The following is a 15,578-nucleotide window of genomic DNA, read 5'->3' as shown; positions in this document are numbered from 1 at the left end:
CACAAGTATAATGACCCCATGATGAAGCGACATAAAAATGAACAAGGTGGTATCAGTGGCTCGATGCTTGCCATAATCGGCCTCTCGGTGCTCGTGCTTGTGGCCGGAGGCTTGGCGATTTGGGCGTACGTAAACTATAACGAACAAAAAACCAACGTAGACGGAAAAGTGAAACTGGCCGTTGCGCAGGGTAAAAAAGAGCAGCAAGATGACGACGAAGTAAAATTCGCCGAACGTGAAAAAGAACCAAACCGGACGTTTGTTGGCCCGGATGATTATGGCCGTTTAACTTTCAATTATCCTAAGACCTGGAGTGTGTATGTTGCAAGCGACGTCGCAAGGGGCGGTTCGTATCAAGCGTACTTAAACCCAGTTGTAGTGCCTCCGGTATCCCCAACTCAGCAATTTTCTCTGCGCGTAACGATTGAGCAAAAAGATTACGATCAGGTGGTAAAAACCTATGAAAATCTTGTTAAAAAAGGCGATCTGCGTACCTCGGCCGTAAGTGCCAATGGTAATAACGGTACTCGGCTTGATGGAAACTTTACGAAAGATATTCGCGGATCAGCTGTGATTTATAAAATTCGTGATAAGACGGTGACGGTACAAACAGATGCCGACACATTCAAACCTGATTTTGAGAATATAATCAAAACGATAAACTTTAATCAGTAATCCTTGGGCTTCTTGATATGCTACACTTAAAGTAGCATGCAGGGGGAAAATATTGAACAGCTAAAAAAGGGAGCCGTATCTTTTGAGAGCGAGCTGCCTTTTTTGGTTACTGCGTCTCATGAGCTGAAATCTCCCCTGGCTTTGGTGCGCCAGTTGGCGTTTGCACTGGAGGATTCTCGTTTGACGGAGAGCGAGCGAGCGCGAATTGCGAAACAGATTTTACTCACGAGCGAGCGAGCGCTTCGCCTTACGACCGACCTGGCAAAATCTGCTCGGTTAGAGGATAGTTTGTTTGAGTTGGAGCCGCTTAATCCTCAGCAAATTTGCGAGGAGGTCGTACACGAAATGTTGCCGCTATATAAGGCTAAAAACCGTGAAATTAGGGTGGCCTCACGATACCGACCGATGCTGGCGGTGGCTAATAAGGATCTATTGAGGCGGATTATTCTTAATTTCGCCGATAACGCGCTTCACTATGCAGAAGCGGACACTCCAGTGGAACTGAGGGCTGGAGCGCAGGCTCATAAGGAGAAGATCAGGCTAAGCGTGCGCGATTATGGACCAGCTGTACCGGCGGATATGTGGCGACGACTTCAAGCAAGCTTAGGAAATGCATCTCAGCCGCTTCATATGCGTCCACAGAGCAGCGGGTTAGGCTTATTCGTTGCGGGCCAGTTTGCACGCGCAATGCAGGGAGAAATCGGAGCCACGCGGCACAGAGACGGCGCGACCTTCTATGTTGATGTAACTGCCTCTGCCCAGTTGAGTTTGTTATGACAAAAAATCCACTCGTATTAATCGTTGAAGATGATGATTGGATGGCTCAGCAGCATCAGCGGTCCTTAGAAGCGGCGGGGATGAGGACGAAAATTGCTTCGCATGCTCTTGCTGCTATAGATGCTCTTGATGCGGTCCGGCCCGATGTGATTGTGCTCGACGTTTTACTGCCAGGGCCTAACGCCTTTACACTCCTCCATGAAATGCACTCTCATGCGGATTTAGCAGGAATACCGGTTGTTCTCTGTACCAATAGCGCTGATCAGCTCGTGAAAGAAGATCTTAAGGCGTACGGAGTGCGGCGTGTGCTAGATAAGACAAAAATGCAGCCGAAGGAGCTAGAGGCCGCAGTCCGAAAGGCGCTTTTGTGAGCGATCGTCGAACGAAAGCTATTGTACTAAGGCGGACTAATTATGGTGAGGCGGATAGGATCGTCCAATTTTTAACTCCGGAAGGACGCCAAACAGCGATGGCGCGTGGAGTACGTAAAGAAAAAAGCAAGCTGGCGGGAGGCATAGAACTGTTTGCGGTGAGTGATGTGGTGATTCATCAAGGAAAAGGCGATATGGGAGTTTTGACATCGGCCAGGTTATCGCAATTTTATCGCCATATTTTGGAAGATTACGACAAACTACAATTTGGTTATGAAGCGATCAAGCAGGTAGCGCGAGCAACGGAAACGGTGGATGAGCCGGAATGGTATGATCTGTTGGCCGAGACTCTTGCCGGACTTGATGCCGATTCGATTTCCAGAGCTCTTGTAGAAACGTGGTTTTATTTGCGCTATGCCGCACTTTTAGGTCATGAGCTGAGTTTTCGTCATGATGTGAACGGCGAGCTACTTCAGGCAGATAAACACTACATGTATGACGTTGGCGAGAGAGGTCTTAGAGAGCATGTTAGCGGAGACTTGGCAGCAGATCATATCAAATTTTTACGTTTATTAAATGCCAAACCTTTAGCTGTGGTTGTGCAAATTGGAGGGGTTAGTGATATCTTGGCGGCGTGTTGGCATGTAGCAAGGCAGCACGCCGCGATATGATTTAGGGATATGAGAACGGCCTGCGAAAAGCAGGCCGGGTGTGCTATTTTGAAGTAGCCGCACAACCAGGGGCATTGTAGAGGGTGAGCTCAATTTTTGAACAGAAGACCGATCGGCCGACAGAAGGTGAGCAGGAAGACTTGCGCAGAGCGCTTCCAGTTCCGGTCCTTCCAGGCCAGCTTGAATGCTCGGGGGAAGAGTTCGTAGCGTAACCCGAACGGTACGAACTTGAGTTCCCATGCGAGCGAGTTGAGCTCGTAGGGCCTGACGTCACGTAGCATTTGTCGGGTCATCTTGTAGCCGACTCGCGCTCGGCTGATGTTGCCATTTTTTGCATCGATGCGGCAACGAAAGCCAAGACTTGTGAAGTACTCGATCTTGCGTTCAGCCTCCTGCTGAAAGAATGGTCGGCCATCCTCGGGGTCCGGTGTGTTGTCGTCGTACTTCAATAGCGCGAGCGATCCTTCGATGAACTTCATGGCGCGGCCGGTATCTCCCTGGACGAGGGGTACCATGCACCAATCTCGCTGGATGCGACCTTTGTGAATCCGAGTACGGGCCAGCCTGTAGGCGGACTCGAACGCTGCTTCTGCTTCGTCGTAGTTACCGAGCATGCGCTGACAGATGCCGTACATCTGTTCGACTTCGGCATTACCTACGGGGTTGAATGATTCTCGAAGGTTCTCAAAGAAACGCAGAGCTCCTTTGGTGTCGCCGCTGTTCAGCATGCGTCCGCCTTGGCTCAGATCGATTGACACGCGATCGCCTCCATCTGTAGTGTCCTAAAATTATTATATAACGTATCCGTTTAACTATCAAACGATGTGTAATAAACTTGTATCTGTTATAATATGGTCAATATGGAAAAACAGAACACCAAGCTCGAAGATATTGTTAGCCTTGCGAAACGTCGTGGTTTTATTTACCAGGGAAGTGACGTCTATGGCGGCTTGAGTGGAACCTGGGATTACGGTCCGTTGGGCGTTACGCTGAAACGCAATATTATGCAGCTATGGTGGAAGATGTTTGTAGATGCTCGTGACGATATGTATGGTGTTGATGCGGCAATTCTCATGAACCAAAAAGTCTGGCAGGCCAGCGGACATGTCGATACTTTTGTTGATCCTCTATGCGAAGATACGGTGAATCACCGCCGTTACCGTACGGATCATATCTTAAAAGACAATGGCATCGACCCAACGAGTATGACAATGGCGCAAATGGATCAGGCAATTCGTGAAAAAAACCTCAAAAGCCCAGACGGGAATCCTTTAAGTGAATCACGGACATTCAATATGATGTTTGAAACACACGTTGGGCCAGTATTAGATGAAAAGTCGATTAGCTACCTACGCCCCGAAACGGCCCAGGGAATCTTCACGAACTACAAAAACGTCGTCGATAACTTTTATCCCGACCTCCCGTTTGGTATTGCGCAACAGGGAAAGGCATTTAGGAACGAGATTTCACCTCGTGATTTTGTCTTTCGTTCACGCGAATTCGAACAAATGGAGATCGAGTACTTTGTTCACCCGGACAAATGGGCGGAAAGTTTTGACGCGCTTCTTAAGGATATTCACGAATTTCTTATGGCGCTTGGCTTGCCGCAGGATAAGATCCATGAACTGGAAGTCCCTGAGGAAGATCGTGCGCATTACAGCAAGCGTACAGTGGATATCGAATACGATTTTCCTATCGGCCGCGAAGAACTCTTGGGTCTTGCGTATCGAACAGATTTCGATCTTGGTAATATCCAGCGCGTTAGCGGCAAAAGCATGGAATATACAGTAAAAGGCACGAATGAAAAATTTGTTCCTCATGTGATTGAACCAAGCTTTGGCGTGGAAAGAGCTTTGATGGCTGTTTTGTCGGCGGCCTTCACCGAAGATGAAATAAACGGTGAAAAGCGGATTTTCCTGAAGTTTTCCGAGTATTTAGCGCCGGTAAAATATGCCGTTTCGCCACTCCTTAAGAACAAGCCCGAATTGGTAGTAAAAGCGCGTGAAGTCTATAAAATACTTAAAGAAAAGCACGGCAATGTGATGTGGGACGATAACGGCAATATTGGAAAACGCTATCGCCGTCAGGATGAAATCGGTACGCCGCACTGCGTTGTGATTGACTTCCAGACACTCGAGGATAATACGGTAACTATCCGAGATCGCGATACGACCGAGCAAAAACGAATAACAATTCAAGATCTGCGCTAGCTCTCATGACAAGTAGCAAGCTACAAGACCAGTCCAATTACGTTGTTGCGTTTTTGGCTGTCGCGGTCGGTTTGCTTATTTTTCGGCCTGAATTAGAGAATATCCATCTCCCTATTTTTTCCATAGAAATATCTCTTTTTCTTGCGGCTGTCATTTTTGTGTCAATGCTTGTTATTGCGGTGTACTTGAATGCGCTTGCACTTGTAGTGACTAACTTTAATATCACAAGGGTGCCACTCAATAGCTATATAGAAAAACTGGCGAGTTTTTTAATGATATTTGGGCTACTGAGCCCGCTAATGCTTCTTATGGTGGTGCTATTATCGTGGTTGGTGCACTTAATTGACTGGTCTGGTATTGTGAACTCAACGGTATCATCGATTATCGCCGGTGTTGCAGGTATTATAACGGGTGCCGTTGCGGGATATACAACGGATCGACGCGATAAGATCAAACTCGAGTCGCTTTTTTACAAAGAAGAGCAGGAGGCGATCCAAGCTCAATATAGAATGAAATCTGATGGAGACGAGTATGCTTTCCTGGAGCACTATGAATTTGTTACAAGTTATACACGGGAATATATACGGGCGCTTGGATACGGAATCCGTAGTTTTAGTATTGGTTTCATGGCAAAGATTCTTTACGACAAAAAAATGATTTCGAAAAAAGAGCTTGAAAATATGAGATGGGTGAACACAATTAGGAATTCATATGCTCATGCGGAATCAAAAATAAAAGCCTCAGATCAGCGAAAGGCCGAAGATTATCTTGAGGACTTTATGCTGGTTATAAAACGAGAATTTGCAAGACTAATAAAAGAAAAGAGGTAATTATCCTCTTTCAAATAATCTGCGGACCTCGACAACCGTATTAGTGCGAATGCCTTGGGCATACTCTTCGGGCTTAGTCGGGCGAACGATATAGATATGGTCAACTCCCTCCATGCCGTCAAGTCTGAGTCCTGCGCGAGCGAGGAGGCGGCGGGCACGTTCCGGGAATACTTCTTCGAAATCAACAAATCGTTCACCACCATCGACGTCGCTGTAACGGTGCGGTTGCCCGTCTTGGTCGTAAAAAAACTCTTTTTCGTTGCTCATAGTTAACCTACAATAACCGCTTTTTGCCTATTTGTAAAGTATGCCAAAAGAAAGATATCATGTATGCTAAAAAAATGATCGATGAGATGAAAAAAGCCGCACGACAGGCAGGGGCTTTTATGCTACTAACAAATGAACGAAGCCATACTGAAAAAACGAATGCTAAGGATTTTGTGACAGTGGCTGATATTAAGTCACAGGATATACTTCGCAAATCACTCTCGGATGCCTATCCAGATGCGATGATCCTTTCTGAAGAAGATGATGAAGAAGCACGTCGCCAGCTTTTTGAAAATGACTTTACGGGTTTTGTGCTTGACCCTATTGACGGTACTTACAATTTTAAACGTGACATGCGTGAGTCGGCGATTTCTATCGGATATATTGAAAAAGGAGAAGCGATGTGTGGAGTTATTCTTGATCCATACAAAGACGAACTTTACGAAGTGGAGCTGGGCAAAGGGGCGTTTCGCAACGGCGAAAAAATCTCTGTAAGTAATCAGGCCAATTTGGTAGGGGCGAGTGTCGCAACGAGTAATAGCTATGACGATGCTGCGATGGCGCGTAATTTAAAACGGCATCTCGCAATCTATGAGCAGGAAGGAATAATGCCCTGGACAAGCTGCCCTGGGAGCGGTGTGCTTATTATGGCCTGGGTGGCGTGCGGTCGCATAGATGCCTATCATCACAATGGGCTGAAGCCCTGGGATAATGCTGCTGCGTTTCTCCTTGTTCGTGAGGCAGGCGGCCAGGTACTGACGCTTGAAGGAGAACAAGCACCATTTACTTCATCAAGCACGCTAATGGGCAATACACAGATCATTAATCTATTGAGTGGTGTATTTAAGGCTGTTCCTGATTTTCTGTAAGAAGATAATGCATGTGCTGTATATCGGTATGAATAGCACGTAGCGCCATTTCTGACTGCTGCTTAGCTAAGTGGTAGCAATTAGGTGAACGAGGGTGGCGCTCGATCGGTTTACTATGGCGGCCTCTTTGGATGTCGGAATGAGCAAGTGTAACAACTGGAGCAGGCGGGGATTCATTTGAGATACTGTCTTGGAGAAGGGCGATTTCGATAAGTTTTTCGCCGATATGTTTGCCAAATGCTTCCCATTTTCGAGCTTCTTCAAGGCTGCCTGGCAAATAATCTTCTTGGATGAGCCAGTTTCCGCTGTCGTTTTGGAGGATGTATATTTCTCCATAACTCATGGTTTTACCGTATCATGTTATGGACAAAATGAAAAATATTAATGCATAATATATGTATACAAAAGTGAAAGCCTAAATTTTAGTGGCGGGGGCGTTCTATGGTGATGAACGCCCCCGCCGGGAATCACGTGCGGCTCTTGCCCGACGCTTCCCCCTCGATCGTCGCTGCGGCCGACTTCAGCCCGCGGGCGATGGCCGAAAGGGTGGAATCCCATGCTCTGCCCACGGCTTCGCCGGCGGTGTTCGCTGAGTGGGTGACCGCGTCCATGGCCGTCTCGATGGACTCCATGGCCCATTCGCGGCCGAGGTCGGCGAGAACCTCACGGAGCGCGTTGTCCGTGATGAACTTGAGAAACTTCTGGCTGAGTCGGCGGTCGATGACGACGACGATCGTGATCTTGAACAGCATCAGGTTGATCGTGTCCTCGTACTGGCTCTTGCCCGAAATGGCGGAGTCCAGTGTCCGGCACTCCTCGTGGATGGACTTGCCGATCTCCTCGTAGATCCGATCTCGGAGGTATCCGGCACGATCCTCCTGGATCTTGCCACTGATGATCACGTCCACCTGGACATCGGGGTTGCTCATGACTGCCTCGTTTCTGCTCGATGGTTACCGTCACACGGCCTTAGAATACAGTATAATAATTTCTTTATCTATGCAACAGATAGGAATGATTTATGGGGCCGATCTAGTCAAAAACCAGAGCGGCCCCACGAATCACATGATGGAACTAGGCGCTTTCTTCCTTGGCATCGCTGATGCGCTGGATTGCCGTCATGTCCTCAATGATGAGACGGACGCCTTGGTCGTAGAGCTGATGGCTCGACATCATCGCCACCGGTGGCTCACGCAGAACCAGCGAGTCCTCAGGCGGTGTGCGCACGAGCCCCATGAGTTCGCTGTAGGCGAGAGCCGGGGCCGATACTTCTTCCCTCTGACGGGCATAAACACTTTCAGGAAGAAGGCAAGTCGAGCTTGGGCAGTCATCGCCAGGGAAGAAATAGGAACGCCCCGTTTCCTTACCCGTGCGCATGTCGGCCACCCAGTAGGTCTGGCTTGCTTCGACGATGTCGCGCAGGTCGATGAGCACACCTTCTTCTCGGAGCTCTGCGAGCTTGATCAGAGACATGCCGCTCGGTACCAGGGCTGCGTGCTTGTCGGAAGGGGCATAGATCCGAACTTCAAGCTCTCCGTTCCCTCCCTCCATCCATCGAACGATGGCTGCGCAGATGCCACCGTGCATGTAGCAGAGCAGGCGATTGACGAGTAGTTCGACGTCGATGCCGTGGTTGGGGCGAAGGTATACGTAACGATGTCCTTCCGGCTCACCGTAAACAGTGGGCGTGAACGGCTGGTCCTTCACTTTGGCAACTCCTTACCTCGTGATCGCCTGGCGACAATCATTCATCCATGTGACACAGACATAACTGTATAATTTAATTGATTAGTTGTAAATATATATACTGATCGAAAAGTGGCCACAGGTACCTTATATGCGTATATTGCACCATATTATTTGCCTGTTGTATAATGCAGGTAATCTACTTAAGTGGAGGACGTGTAACGATATGAAGGACGAAGAACTGGTTGAACCAGTTAATCAGCCAATGGCAAACCCTACAACGTACGAACTGCTTGTTCGTCAGAGTAAAAAAATGGGAAGAGTAGCTACCAAAGCCTTTCACGACCTTAAACACATCTTGCATCACGAGATAACCATGCCGTCCCGTGACCAGCTTCTGAACGGCCTCTCGCTTGTTCCTAAACTACGAACTAATAAAAGAACTGAAGAAATGACCGAGCTTAAAAAGCTCGTCCGAAAATCACAAGAAGTTCTCGTCAGTGCCCGTACAGTGTTTCCGCTGACGCTTTTTCCTCATACGATTGTGATGGATCGCACTAAGATTACTATTACGAAGCGTAATTTCTTCTGGTCGTCGAGCGTGGTCAGTATTCGGGCGGAGGACATACTAAATGTATCTTGTGATATTGGGCCATTGTTTGGCTCGGTAGTGATTGCCAGCAGGGTGATGAACTCTGTCGATCATTTTGAAATCCATTATCTTTGGCGCCAAGACGCTACATATCTTAAGCATATCGTGCAGGGGTATGTATTTGCCTTGCAAAACAATGTAGATATGAGCCGGTTTACGCGCAAGCAATTACTTGAGATGCTTGCAGAGCTTGGCCATGATTAATGGCACAACTGGCTTAATAGGTATAATCCAGATATAACTAAAAGGAGGGAAATATGGAAGTCATGGTAAACTGGTGGGCGGTTATTTTGGCAACGCTTTCGAGCATGGTTATCGGGTCTATTTGGTATGCAAAACCTGTTTTCGGAAACGCGTGGATGAAAATGATTGGTAAATCCGACAAAGATCTCCAGAAAAATGGCACGGTAAAACCCATACTAATCACGCTCGTAGTCAGCTTTCTTACGGCGTATATTTTGGCGCATGTGACGTTTCTTTCGAATCACTTCTTCCATAATTCGTTTTTGCAAGACGCGCTTTCGACTGCGTTTTGGCTATGGCTCGGCTTTACCGCGGCACGGATTATCACCCATGATGTCTTTGAGGGTCGTCAGTGGCGCCTTACTCTCATGACGATCACTCACGAGTTAGTGACGATCTTGGTTATGGCGCTGATTATCGGCTTGATGCGTCCGTAGGATCGCTAACGGTTTATTATAGCGGACATGCTTGGTAACAGAATGGCTACCGCAGGGGATATTCAAAAAGCACTAGAGCGTCATGCAAATGCTGAGGATGCCATCTTTTTGCAGCGATTTTTCAAAACGGGCGAGGGTCAATATGGCGCTGGCGACGTTTTTATAGGCATTCGTGTTCCTCAAACAAGGCAGGTGTGTCGTCAGTTCAAAGACGTACCTCTAGACGAAGTCGAGATCCTACTTAAGAGTCCGATTCATGAATGCCGGCTTGCGGCCGTTATTTTATTAACGAACCTATTTGCCAAGGCCGACGAGTCGGAACGTAAAAAAATTTACGAGTTCTATTTAACAGCGCTCAACGGAGGGTGTATTAACAATTGGGATATTGTGGATAGTTCAGCGGAGTTTATAATCGGCGGATATCTTTTTTCCAAACCAAAAAAAATCTTATTCACGCTCGCGGCGAGTAATGATGTGTGGCATCGACGAGCAGCGGTGTTAGCGACCTTTCAGTTTATTAAGCGTGGTAACGCAACAGTGACCTTGGAGCTGGCGGAAGTGCTGCTTCATGATCCGCACGATCTGATTCAAAAAGCAGTAGGGTGGATGCTTCGTGAGATAGGCAAACGGATCGATCGCCGGCCGCTCCTAGCTTTTTTAGACAAACACGCATATGAAATGCCGCGTACTATGCTTCGCTATGCTATCGAGCATCTTCCGCCCAGTCAACGAAAAATGTATATGCAAAAAAAGGAGAGATTATGAACATACCCGACTTTTCAGGGTTAAAAGCACTTTACTTTAACGGCACGCTTAAGAAATCTCCAGAGGTAAGCAACACAGAAGGCTTATTAAGAGCGAGTATGGCACTCATGGAAAAACATGGTGTTGAGACCGAGTTGATACGCACGATTGACCACGATATTGCCACAGGTGTTTATCCGGATATGCGCGAGTATGGCTGGAAAACTGATGAGTGGCCGGAGATCTATAAAAAAGTGCAGGCCGCCGATATTCTAGTGGTATGTGGACCGATATGGCTTGGCGATAATAGCTCGCAAACGAAAAAGTTGATTGAGCGACTTTATGCGAACTCTGGCGAATATAACGAAAAAGGGCAGTATGCTTACTACGGCAAAGTTGGCGGCTGTATTATTACGGGCAACGAAGATGGTCTGAAGCACTGTGCCATGAATATTTTATACAGCTTACAGCATATTGGTTGCGTCATTCCTCCGCAGGCCGATGCGGGCTGGATCGGAGAAGTGGGGCCAGGGCCAAGCTATCTGGATAAAGGCTCGGGCGGCCCTGAAAATGACTTCACCAACCGTAACATTACCTTTATGGCATACAATCTTATGCATACGGCCAAAATGATGAAGGATGCTGGAGGTTTGCCAGCCTATGGTAATGAAGCTACGGCCTGGAAAAAAGGTGAGCACTTTGGCTACGAAAATCCAGAGTATCGCTAAAGATTAAAACCAGGTTAATTTTTAAACCTATAGTTTGCTTAAAACGTTGACTTTTCGTAGTTGTGGCGCAAAATAATCGGTAGTAACTAATTTGTGTGCCGGTTTGTTTTTGGTGTATTTTCTTTGCCGATAAGCAAGTCCTGCGTACAGCAAAAGGAAATAAAAACACGATGACGATGGTAGTACCAGACGGTTTATTAAATAGTGGCACGAGAGAAGAATATCCCGTGCAGCGAAAGACAAAAGGCAGTTTTGTAGCTTATGACCTTCGAGATGCCGAAGAAGGCGGCTTGCTTGCGGTTCGTTCACATAGTGACGTCCATATCCTGGTAAAAGAGGCCGCCGGTGAACACGACGATGCGCGGCAAAATTGGCGACTTCTAGCGGAGCGTGACGTCGGATCTGCCGTGAAGCTTGTACTACTTGAGCCAAATAGGTTTGGTAGCTCATTTCTTACCCATGGAATTGTTCTTAAACAGGGTATGGAGCTTGGCGTTGTCAAACAAGATGAAGAACCGCGTACGATGAAGAGCCTGGGTGTGATCGCCGGGATTGCCTATGCTACGACAAAGGTTGAGGCTGAAGAACCATTGTCAGGCATACAACCCGCGTAGATTATTAAATGTCTATGGATTTTTCTAATTATCCTGAGTTACAATAAAGGGCAATTGCAACTAAAAGAAAGTTAGAATATGGAAGCAAAAACACCAGAAACGACCGATATTTTTTTGTGGGCCAATAACATGGACGGCATGAAGGGTGACCTTGACGTTGAATTTTTCCTCTTTAATAAAAACTATACGCCGTATAGCACCAGTTTTGGTACCGATCTCAACGCGCAAATTAAGCCTTTGTTCCTCTTTGATCTGATTAACTTTGTCAATATGGGCGCGGGCACAGGGCTAAGCGTCCGAGATTATGAACTCTCCGACAGCGAAGAAAACGTATTGCTTAGAGCCGACCTCGCAAAAGTAGGTCGAGCAGAAACACTGATCCATCTGATTGAAAAAGAGCGTCACGATATTGTGGAATTTAGTGAGCAAGAGCATGAATTCAAACGCATCAAAGGTATTGTTGCAAGGTTCACACATAAGAATGAGCCAGGCAAGGCATTTTATGCAATCAAAGGAATTTCGCAGGGGCAGGTCTTGCAGGGTTCAACCTCGTGGGAGTTTCGTGAGGGCAAGTTCGGTGCGTTTCAGGCTGATGTGGGTCTAAAGATGCCGGCGGATAATCAAGTACTTATCATTGGGCAGGATATTTTTGCCTTTAACCCTGGTAAATTTGAAAAACTTTTTAACTACGACTATAAAAAACAAGCGCTGGCCGATCAAAAGGTAGAAGAAATCGGTAAAACATACAAGCTCAGTTTCCCTGATGGGCTCGATCTTCAATCGCTAGTGCGGGATCGAAAGAAAATCGTTAACAAGTTGCAAAAACTTGAAATCGGAGCGATTACGCAGGAGCAGGCTGTTGAATACGCTGATCAAATGCAACTCGAACTTATGACTGATGATGCGGGAGCGATTATTATTATGGACGGTAATGATCTTGATATGTTTGTGAACCTTATCAATGAAGATTATGTCACGAGCGAAATTACAGGAAAGCGTTACGAAATTCGCAGCAAAAAGCTGCTTGATGAGCCCGACGGTGAGCCGCCTCGAGGATAATAGACAAGTCTGCCTAGGTGAAAAGTCTGCTCCGATACTTCGGTAGCGGACCCTCTATTCTATTGACTAAATAAATCTAATACTTTCATGATCCGGCCTATCGCTGGCTCCGCCGCCATGAGCTTGCTCATGTTATTAGTGGCCGTGGACACGACCAGAGGTGGCGCAAAATCATGAGAGTCCTTGGTGAAGAGATCCCGGAACGATACCGGTATCGTCCGCGAGGCTCCTAGCCCGGGCCTGGTGGGGAGTCAAAGGCGACCTTGCAATAGGTCGCTTTTCTCATCTTTGACGTCTTTATTGTAATTTTGTCGCTAGCTGTGGTGATTATGAGGTGCTAAGGGGTATACTGGAGAGGATGAAGCAAGAGCTCGCATTGGAGGTGATGCTTTCGGGGGAAAGCGTACTATTAACCGGGCCTGCCGGTGCAGGTAAAACCTATGTTCTTAATAGGTTTATTAAGCTTGCCAAAGCAGGCGGAAAACACGTTTCGGTAACCGCTACAACAGGCCTTGCGGCCACCCACCTTGGAGGCACCACAATTCACTCTTGGGCGGGTATTGGTGTGCTCGACTATATTCCGCAAGGATATGCCGAACATCTTGCAAAAGGCCGCCGTGAGATCATTGAAAAAACGGATGTACTAGTGATAGATGAGATCAGTATGCTTCATGACTATCGATTGGACATGGTAGACGAAGTCTGCCGGTTAGTACGCCGCAAGGATGAACCGTTTGGTGGTATTCAACTTATTATGAGTGGAGATTTCTTTCAATTGCCGCCAATTAATAAGGGCGACGGACGATCTGGTGGCTTTGTCGTGCATTCGCGTGTATGGCAAGAGCTAGATCCCACCATCTGCTATCTGGAAGAGCAGCACCGTCAGGATGATGAGCAACTTCTTGGGATTTTGAACGCGCTTCGTGATGGCGATATACGACGCCACCATGCCGAAGCACTTTTAGAGCGAGTAGATCAGCAGCCGCCGGAAGATGCAGTTTTGACCGAGCTTCATACGGTAAATATTGATGTGGATACGCTCAATGATCGTAAGCTTGATGAGCTCCCGGGTGACGAACTTTTTTATACGCAGGCAACTACAGGCGCCGCCAATTATGTAGAAAGTCTGGGCCGCTCCGTATTGGCACCTGAGGTTCTTCGGCTGAAAAAAGGTGCGTTGGTTATGGCGGTGAAAAACGCTCAGGATCGTCGCTATGCCAATGGAAGTATTGGTACGGTTATCGACTTTGAGCCGGCAACCGAATATCCCATTGTTGAGTTTCGTAATGGTAAAACCGTCACCATGATGCCTGATACTTGGGAGCTCCGTGATGGCGATAAAAAACGGGCAAGTATTAGTCAAATTCCGCTTCGTCTTGCCTGGGCAATCACAGTCCATAAAAGTCAGGGTATGACGCTCGATGCGGCCCGGATTGATCTAAGAAAAGCCTTCGTTGAAGGTATGGGATATGTGGCGCTAAGCCGGGTAAAAAATTTGCGCAACCTGTATCTAAGTGGTATTAACCGAATGGCGCTTGCTATCAGTGAAGACGCGCAGAATATTGATGAAAAGCTCCATGTACGGGCCGCAGCGGATGTAAAGAAATTTGCCTACTTGAATGAAAAAGCGGTCGAGCGGGCTAAGCATCCGGAGAAGAAAACGAAAACAAAAAATGGCTTGTCATCCTGGGCAGAAAAGATCGAAAAAATGCGTGAGACATACCCGAACGCGTATAAGCCTTGGCAGCCAAATGATGATGAAACACTCAAACAGGATTTTCAAAATGGTGTTAGCGTAAAAGAGCTTAGCGAAAAACTGGGTCGCCACGAGGGAAGCATCATAATGCGCTTGCAGAAACATTTCGGCGAAGATGTTGTGGCAACTTAGCGCTTTAGTTCGATAACAGGAAGCGTACCGTCGGTCACAATACTCACACCTAGCGTTTGGCCGCGAAATAATATAGGTTCTCCAGCCGCAATTGTTTCCAATCGCTTAACTCGGCCGGCTTTTTGAAGTGTATCAACGACGAAATCACGCTCTTTGTTGGTCTCGGCGTCGATTTTATGGGTAATCTGAAGGTTCTGAATCCGGAGCGCAAAAGGGCTGACATCGTGTGTTGCGGTACCGATCCATATTTGCCGCTTTTTACCCTTAAAGAAAATTTGAAGGATATTTTCCCAGAATGGTATGTGATGGTGAGGCTTTTCAGGCTCGCTTTGTAGCTGCCAAAAGCGTATGTGATGACGATGGCGCGGCGTTGGTGGGTCGCCCGTCTGGATTTGAAAGCCGATGTCTTGCTTGCGGCCAAAAAGAAAGAGGTTACTAAATGGGGCAGTAAGGTATGGTTGATTAAAAATGATCGCCCACGCTTCACGGAGCATATTTTTGAAGCTTGGCTTATCGGCAATATGCCATCCGGCCTGCTCCATTGCCTGGCGAAGCTGTGCTTCATCGTTGCAAACAATCGCGATATTTACCGGATCGCTTGACCAACCATCGCGAGAAACGGCATATTGCGGCAAATGCGTAGGGCGAATAACCAACTTCCAAAGGCGAACTAGCAGTGGCAAACCGAAGTAAGCTGTAAGAATGTAGAGCACAATGAATGTAATGAGAATAGAAAAATGGTTGCGTAAGTAAGGGTAAAACAAAAAGACCGTAACGTAGGCCAGCGCGATGGCAATAGCTCCGACAAACAACCGCCACAGTAGGCGCAAGATCATTCCAATCATTATCTTTCCATT

The 15,578-nt window shown here is 47.3% G+C and carries 20 protein-coding genes; 14 read left to right on the top strand and 6 right to left on the bottom strand.

Features of this window, described 5'->3' with window-relative positions:
* The first annotated feature begins 18 nt into the window (after positions 1 to 18).
* Genes VFH06_05320 through recO form a run of 4 tightly spaced genes read left to right on the top strand, consistent with a single transcriptional unit; the run spans position 19 to position 2,494 of the window.
* Entirely contained in the window at positions 19 to 675 is a 657-nt protein-coding gene (locus VFH06_05320; protein HET6747498.1) for a hypothetical protein, read from the top strand.
* A gap of 36 nt (positions 676 to 711) precedes the next feature.
* Positions 712 to 1,452 carry a HAMP domain-containing sensor histidine kinase gene (locus tag VFH06_05315; protein HET6747497.1) on the top strand — a complete coding sequence of 247 codons (741 nt, stop codon included), beginning with the start codon at positions 712 to 714 and terminating at the stop codon, positions 1,450 to 1,452.
* Positions 1,449 to 1,823 carry a response regulator gene (locus VFH06_05310; protein HET6747496.1) on the top strand — a complete coding sequence of 125 codons (375 nt, stop codon included), beginning with the start codon at positions 1,449 to 1,451 and terminating at the stop codon, positions 1,821 to 1,823. Before VFH06_05315 ends, VFH06_05310 begins: the two co-directional genes overlap by 4 nt.
* The gene (recO, locus tag VFH06_05305) at positions 1,820 to 2,494 is read left to right on the top strand and encodes a DNA repair protein RecO (GenBank protein ID HET6747495.1); all 675 of its coding nucleotides are present in this window, start codon (positions 1,820 to 1,822) and stop codon (positions 2,492 to 2,494) included. The genes VFH06_05310 and recO overlap by 4 nt, the downstream gene beginning before the upstream one ends.
* An 89-nt stretch (positions 2,495 to 2,583) precedes the next feature.
* Here recO and VFH06_05300 read toward each other — a convergent pair whose 3' ends face one another.
* Positions 2,584 to 3,252, bottom strand: a complete 669-nt coding sequence (locus VFH06_05300; GenBank protein HET6747494.1) for a tetratricopeptide repeat protein — start codon at positions 3,250 to 3,252, stop codon at positions 2,584 to 2,586.
* 102 nt (positions 3,253 to 3,354) lie between these two features.
* Between VFH06_05300 and VFH06_05295 the strand changes: the two genes are divergently transcribed.
* Together VFH06_05295 and VFH06_05290 are read left to right on the top strand one after the other, a co-directional pair.
* Positions 3,355 to 4,704 carry a glycine--tRNA ligase gene (locus tag VFH06_05295; GenBank protein HET6747493.1) on the top strand — a complete coding sequence of 450 codons (1,350 nt, stop codon included), beginning with the start codon at positions 3,355 to 3,357 and terminating at the stop codon, positions 4,702 to 4,704.
* A gap of 5 nt (positions 4,705 to 4,709) precedes the next feature.
* Complete coding sequence (locus VFH06_05290) at positions 4,710 to 5,534, top strand: hypothetical protein (protein HET6747492.1); 825 nt, start codon at positions 4,710 to 4,712, stop codon at positions 5,532 to 5,534.
* Here the strand turns inward: VFH06_05290 and VFH06_05285 are convergent, their stop codons facing one another.
* Complete coding sequence (locus tag VFH06_05285; protein HET6747491.1) at positions 5,535 to 5,801, bottom strand: hypothetical protein; 267 nt, start codon at positions 5,799 to 5,801, stop codon at positions 5,535 to 5,537. It lies immediately after the preceding gene.
* 74 nt (positions 5,802 to 5,875) lie between these two features.
* On the opposite strand from VFH06_05285, the gene VFH06_05280 reads away from it, so the two are divergent.
* The gene (locus VFH06_05280; GenBank protein ID HET6747490.1) at positions 5,876 to 6,670 is read left to right on the top strand and encodes an inositol monophosphatase family protein; all 795 of its coding nucleotides are present in this window, start codon (positions 5,876 to 5,878) and stop codon (positions 6,668 to 6,670) included.
* Here VFH06_05280 and VFH06_05275 read toward each other — a convergent pair.
* The 3 genes from VFH06_05275 to VFH06_05265 form a co-directional block, all read right to left on the bottom strand.
* Positions 6,645 to 7,013: a hypothetical protein gene (locus VFH06_05275; protein HET6747489.1), complete on the bottom strand. Its 369-nt coding sequence runs from the start codon at positions 7,011 to 7,013 to the stop codon at positions 6,645 to 6,647. The two genes, VFH06_05280 and VFH06_05275, sit on opposite strands and share 26 nt — an antisense overlap.
* A 124-nt stretch (positions 7,014 to 7,137) precedes the next feature.
* On the bottom strand, positions 7,138 to 7,599 hold the full coding sequence (locus tag VFH06_05270) for a hypothetical protein (GenBank protein HET6747488.1): 462 nt from the start codon (positions 7,597 to 7,599) through the stop codon (positions 7,138 to 7,140).
* A gap of 145 nt (positions 7,600 to 7,744) precedes the next feature.
* Positions 7,745 to 8,377, bottom strand: coding sequence for a hypothetical protein (locus VFH06_05265; GenBank protein ID HET6747487.1), 633 nt, complete (start codon positions 8,375 to 8,377; stop codon positions 7,745 to 7,747).
* 205 nt (positions 8,378 to 8,582) lie between these two features.
* On the opposite strand from VFH06_05265, the gene VFH06_05260 reads away from it, so the two are divergent.
* From VFH06_05260 to VFH06_05230, 7 genes are all read left to right on the top strand, one after another.
* Positions 8,583 to 9,212, top strand: a complete 630-nt coding sequence (locus tag VFH06_05260) for a hypothetical protein (protein ID HET6747486.1) — start codon at positions 8,583 to 8,585, stop codon at positions 9,210 to 9,212.
* A gap of 53 nt (positions 9,213 to 9,265) precedes the next feature.
* Positions 9,266 to 9,688, top strand: coding sequence for a DUF1761 domain-containing protein (locus VFH06_05255; protein HET6747485.1), 423 nt, complete (start codon positions 9,266 to 9,268; stop codon positions 9,686 to 9,688).
* Positions 9,689 to 9,715: 27 nt separating this feature from the next.
* Positions 9,716 to 10,453 carry a DNA alkylation repair protein gene (locus VFH06_05250; GenBank protein ID HET6747484.1) on the top strand — a complete coding sequence of 246 codons (738 nt, stop codon included), beginning with the start codon at positions 9,716 to 9,718 and terminating at the stop codon, positions 10,451 to 10,453.
* On the top strand, positions 10,450 to 11,160 hold the full coding sequence (locus tag VFH06_05245; protein HET6747483.1) for a flavodoxin family protein: 711 nt from the start codon (positions 10,450 to 10,452) through the stop codon (positions 11,158 to 11,160). Before VFH06_05250 ends, VFH06_05245 begins: the two co-directional genes overlap by 4 nt.
* Before the next feature lie 170 nt (positions 11,161 to 11,330).
* Entirely contained in the window at positions 11,331 to 11,774 is a 444-nt protein-coding gene (locus VFH06_05240) for a hypothetical protein (GenBank protein HET6747482.1), read from the top strand.
* Positions 11,775 to 11,852: 78 nt separating this feature from the next.
* Positions 11,853 to 12,833 carry a Kiwa anti-phage protein KwaB-like domain-containing protein gene (locus VFH06_05235; GenBank protein ID HET6747481.1) on the top strand — a complete coding sequence of 327 codons (981 nt, stop codon included), beginning with the start codon at positions 11,853 to 11,855 and terminating at the stop codon, positions 12,831 to 12,833.
* 358 nt (positions 12,834 to 13,191) lie between these two features.
* Entirely contained in the window at positions 13,192 to 14,721 is a 1,530-nt protein-coding gene (locus tag VFH06_05230) for a PIF1 family DEAD/DEAH box helicase (GenBank protein ID HET6747480.1), read from the top strand.
* On the opposite strand, the gene VFH06_05225 is transcribed toward VFH06_05230, so the two are convergent.
* A complete protein-coding gene (locus VFH06_05225; protein HET6747479.1) occupies positions 14,718 to 15,566 on the bottom strand; it encodes an LssY C-terminal domain-containing protein in 849 nt (282 codons plus the stop codon). The two genes, VFH06_05230 and VFH06_05225, sit on opposite strands and share 4 nt — an antisense overlap.
* Positions 15,567 to 15,578 lie beyond the last annotated feature (12 nt).

It is taken from the genome of Candidatus Saccharimonadales bacterium, assembly GCA_035697325.1.
Lineage (GTDB): Bacteria > Patescibacteriota > Saccharimonadia > Saccharimonadales > Saccharimonadaceae > JALRBM01.
The sequence above is the reverse complement of the archived record's forward strand: the minus strand, read 5'-3'. Positions and strand labels throughout refer to the sequence as shown.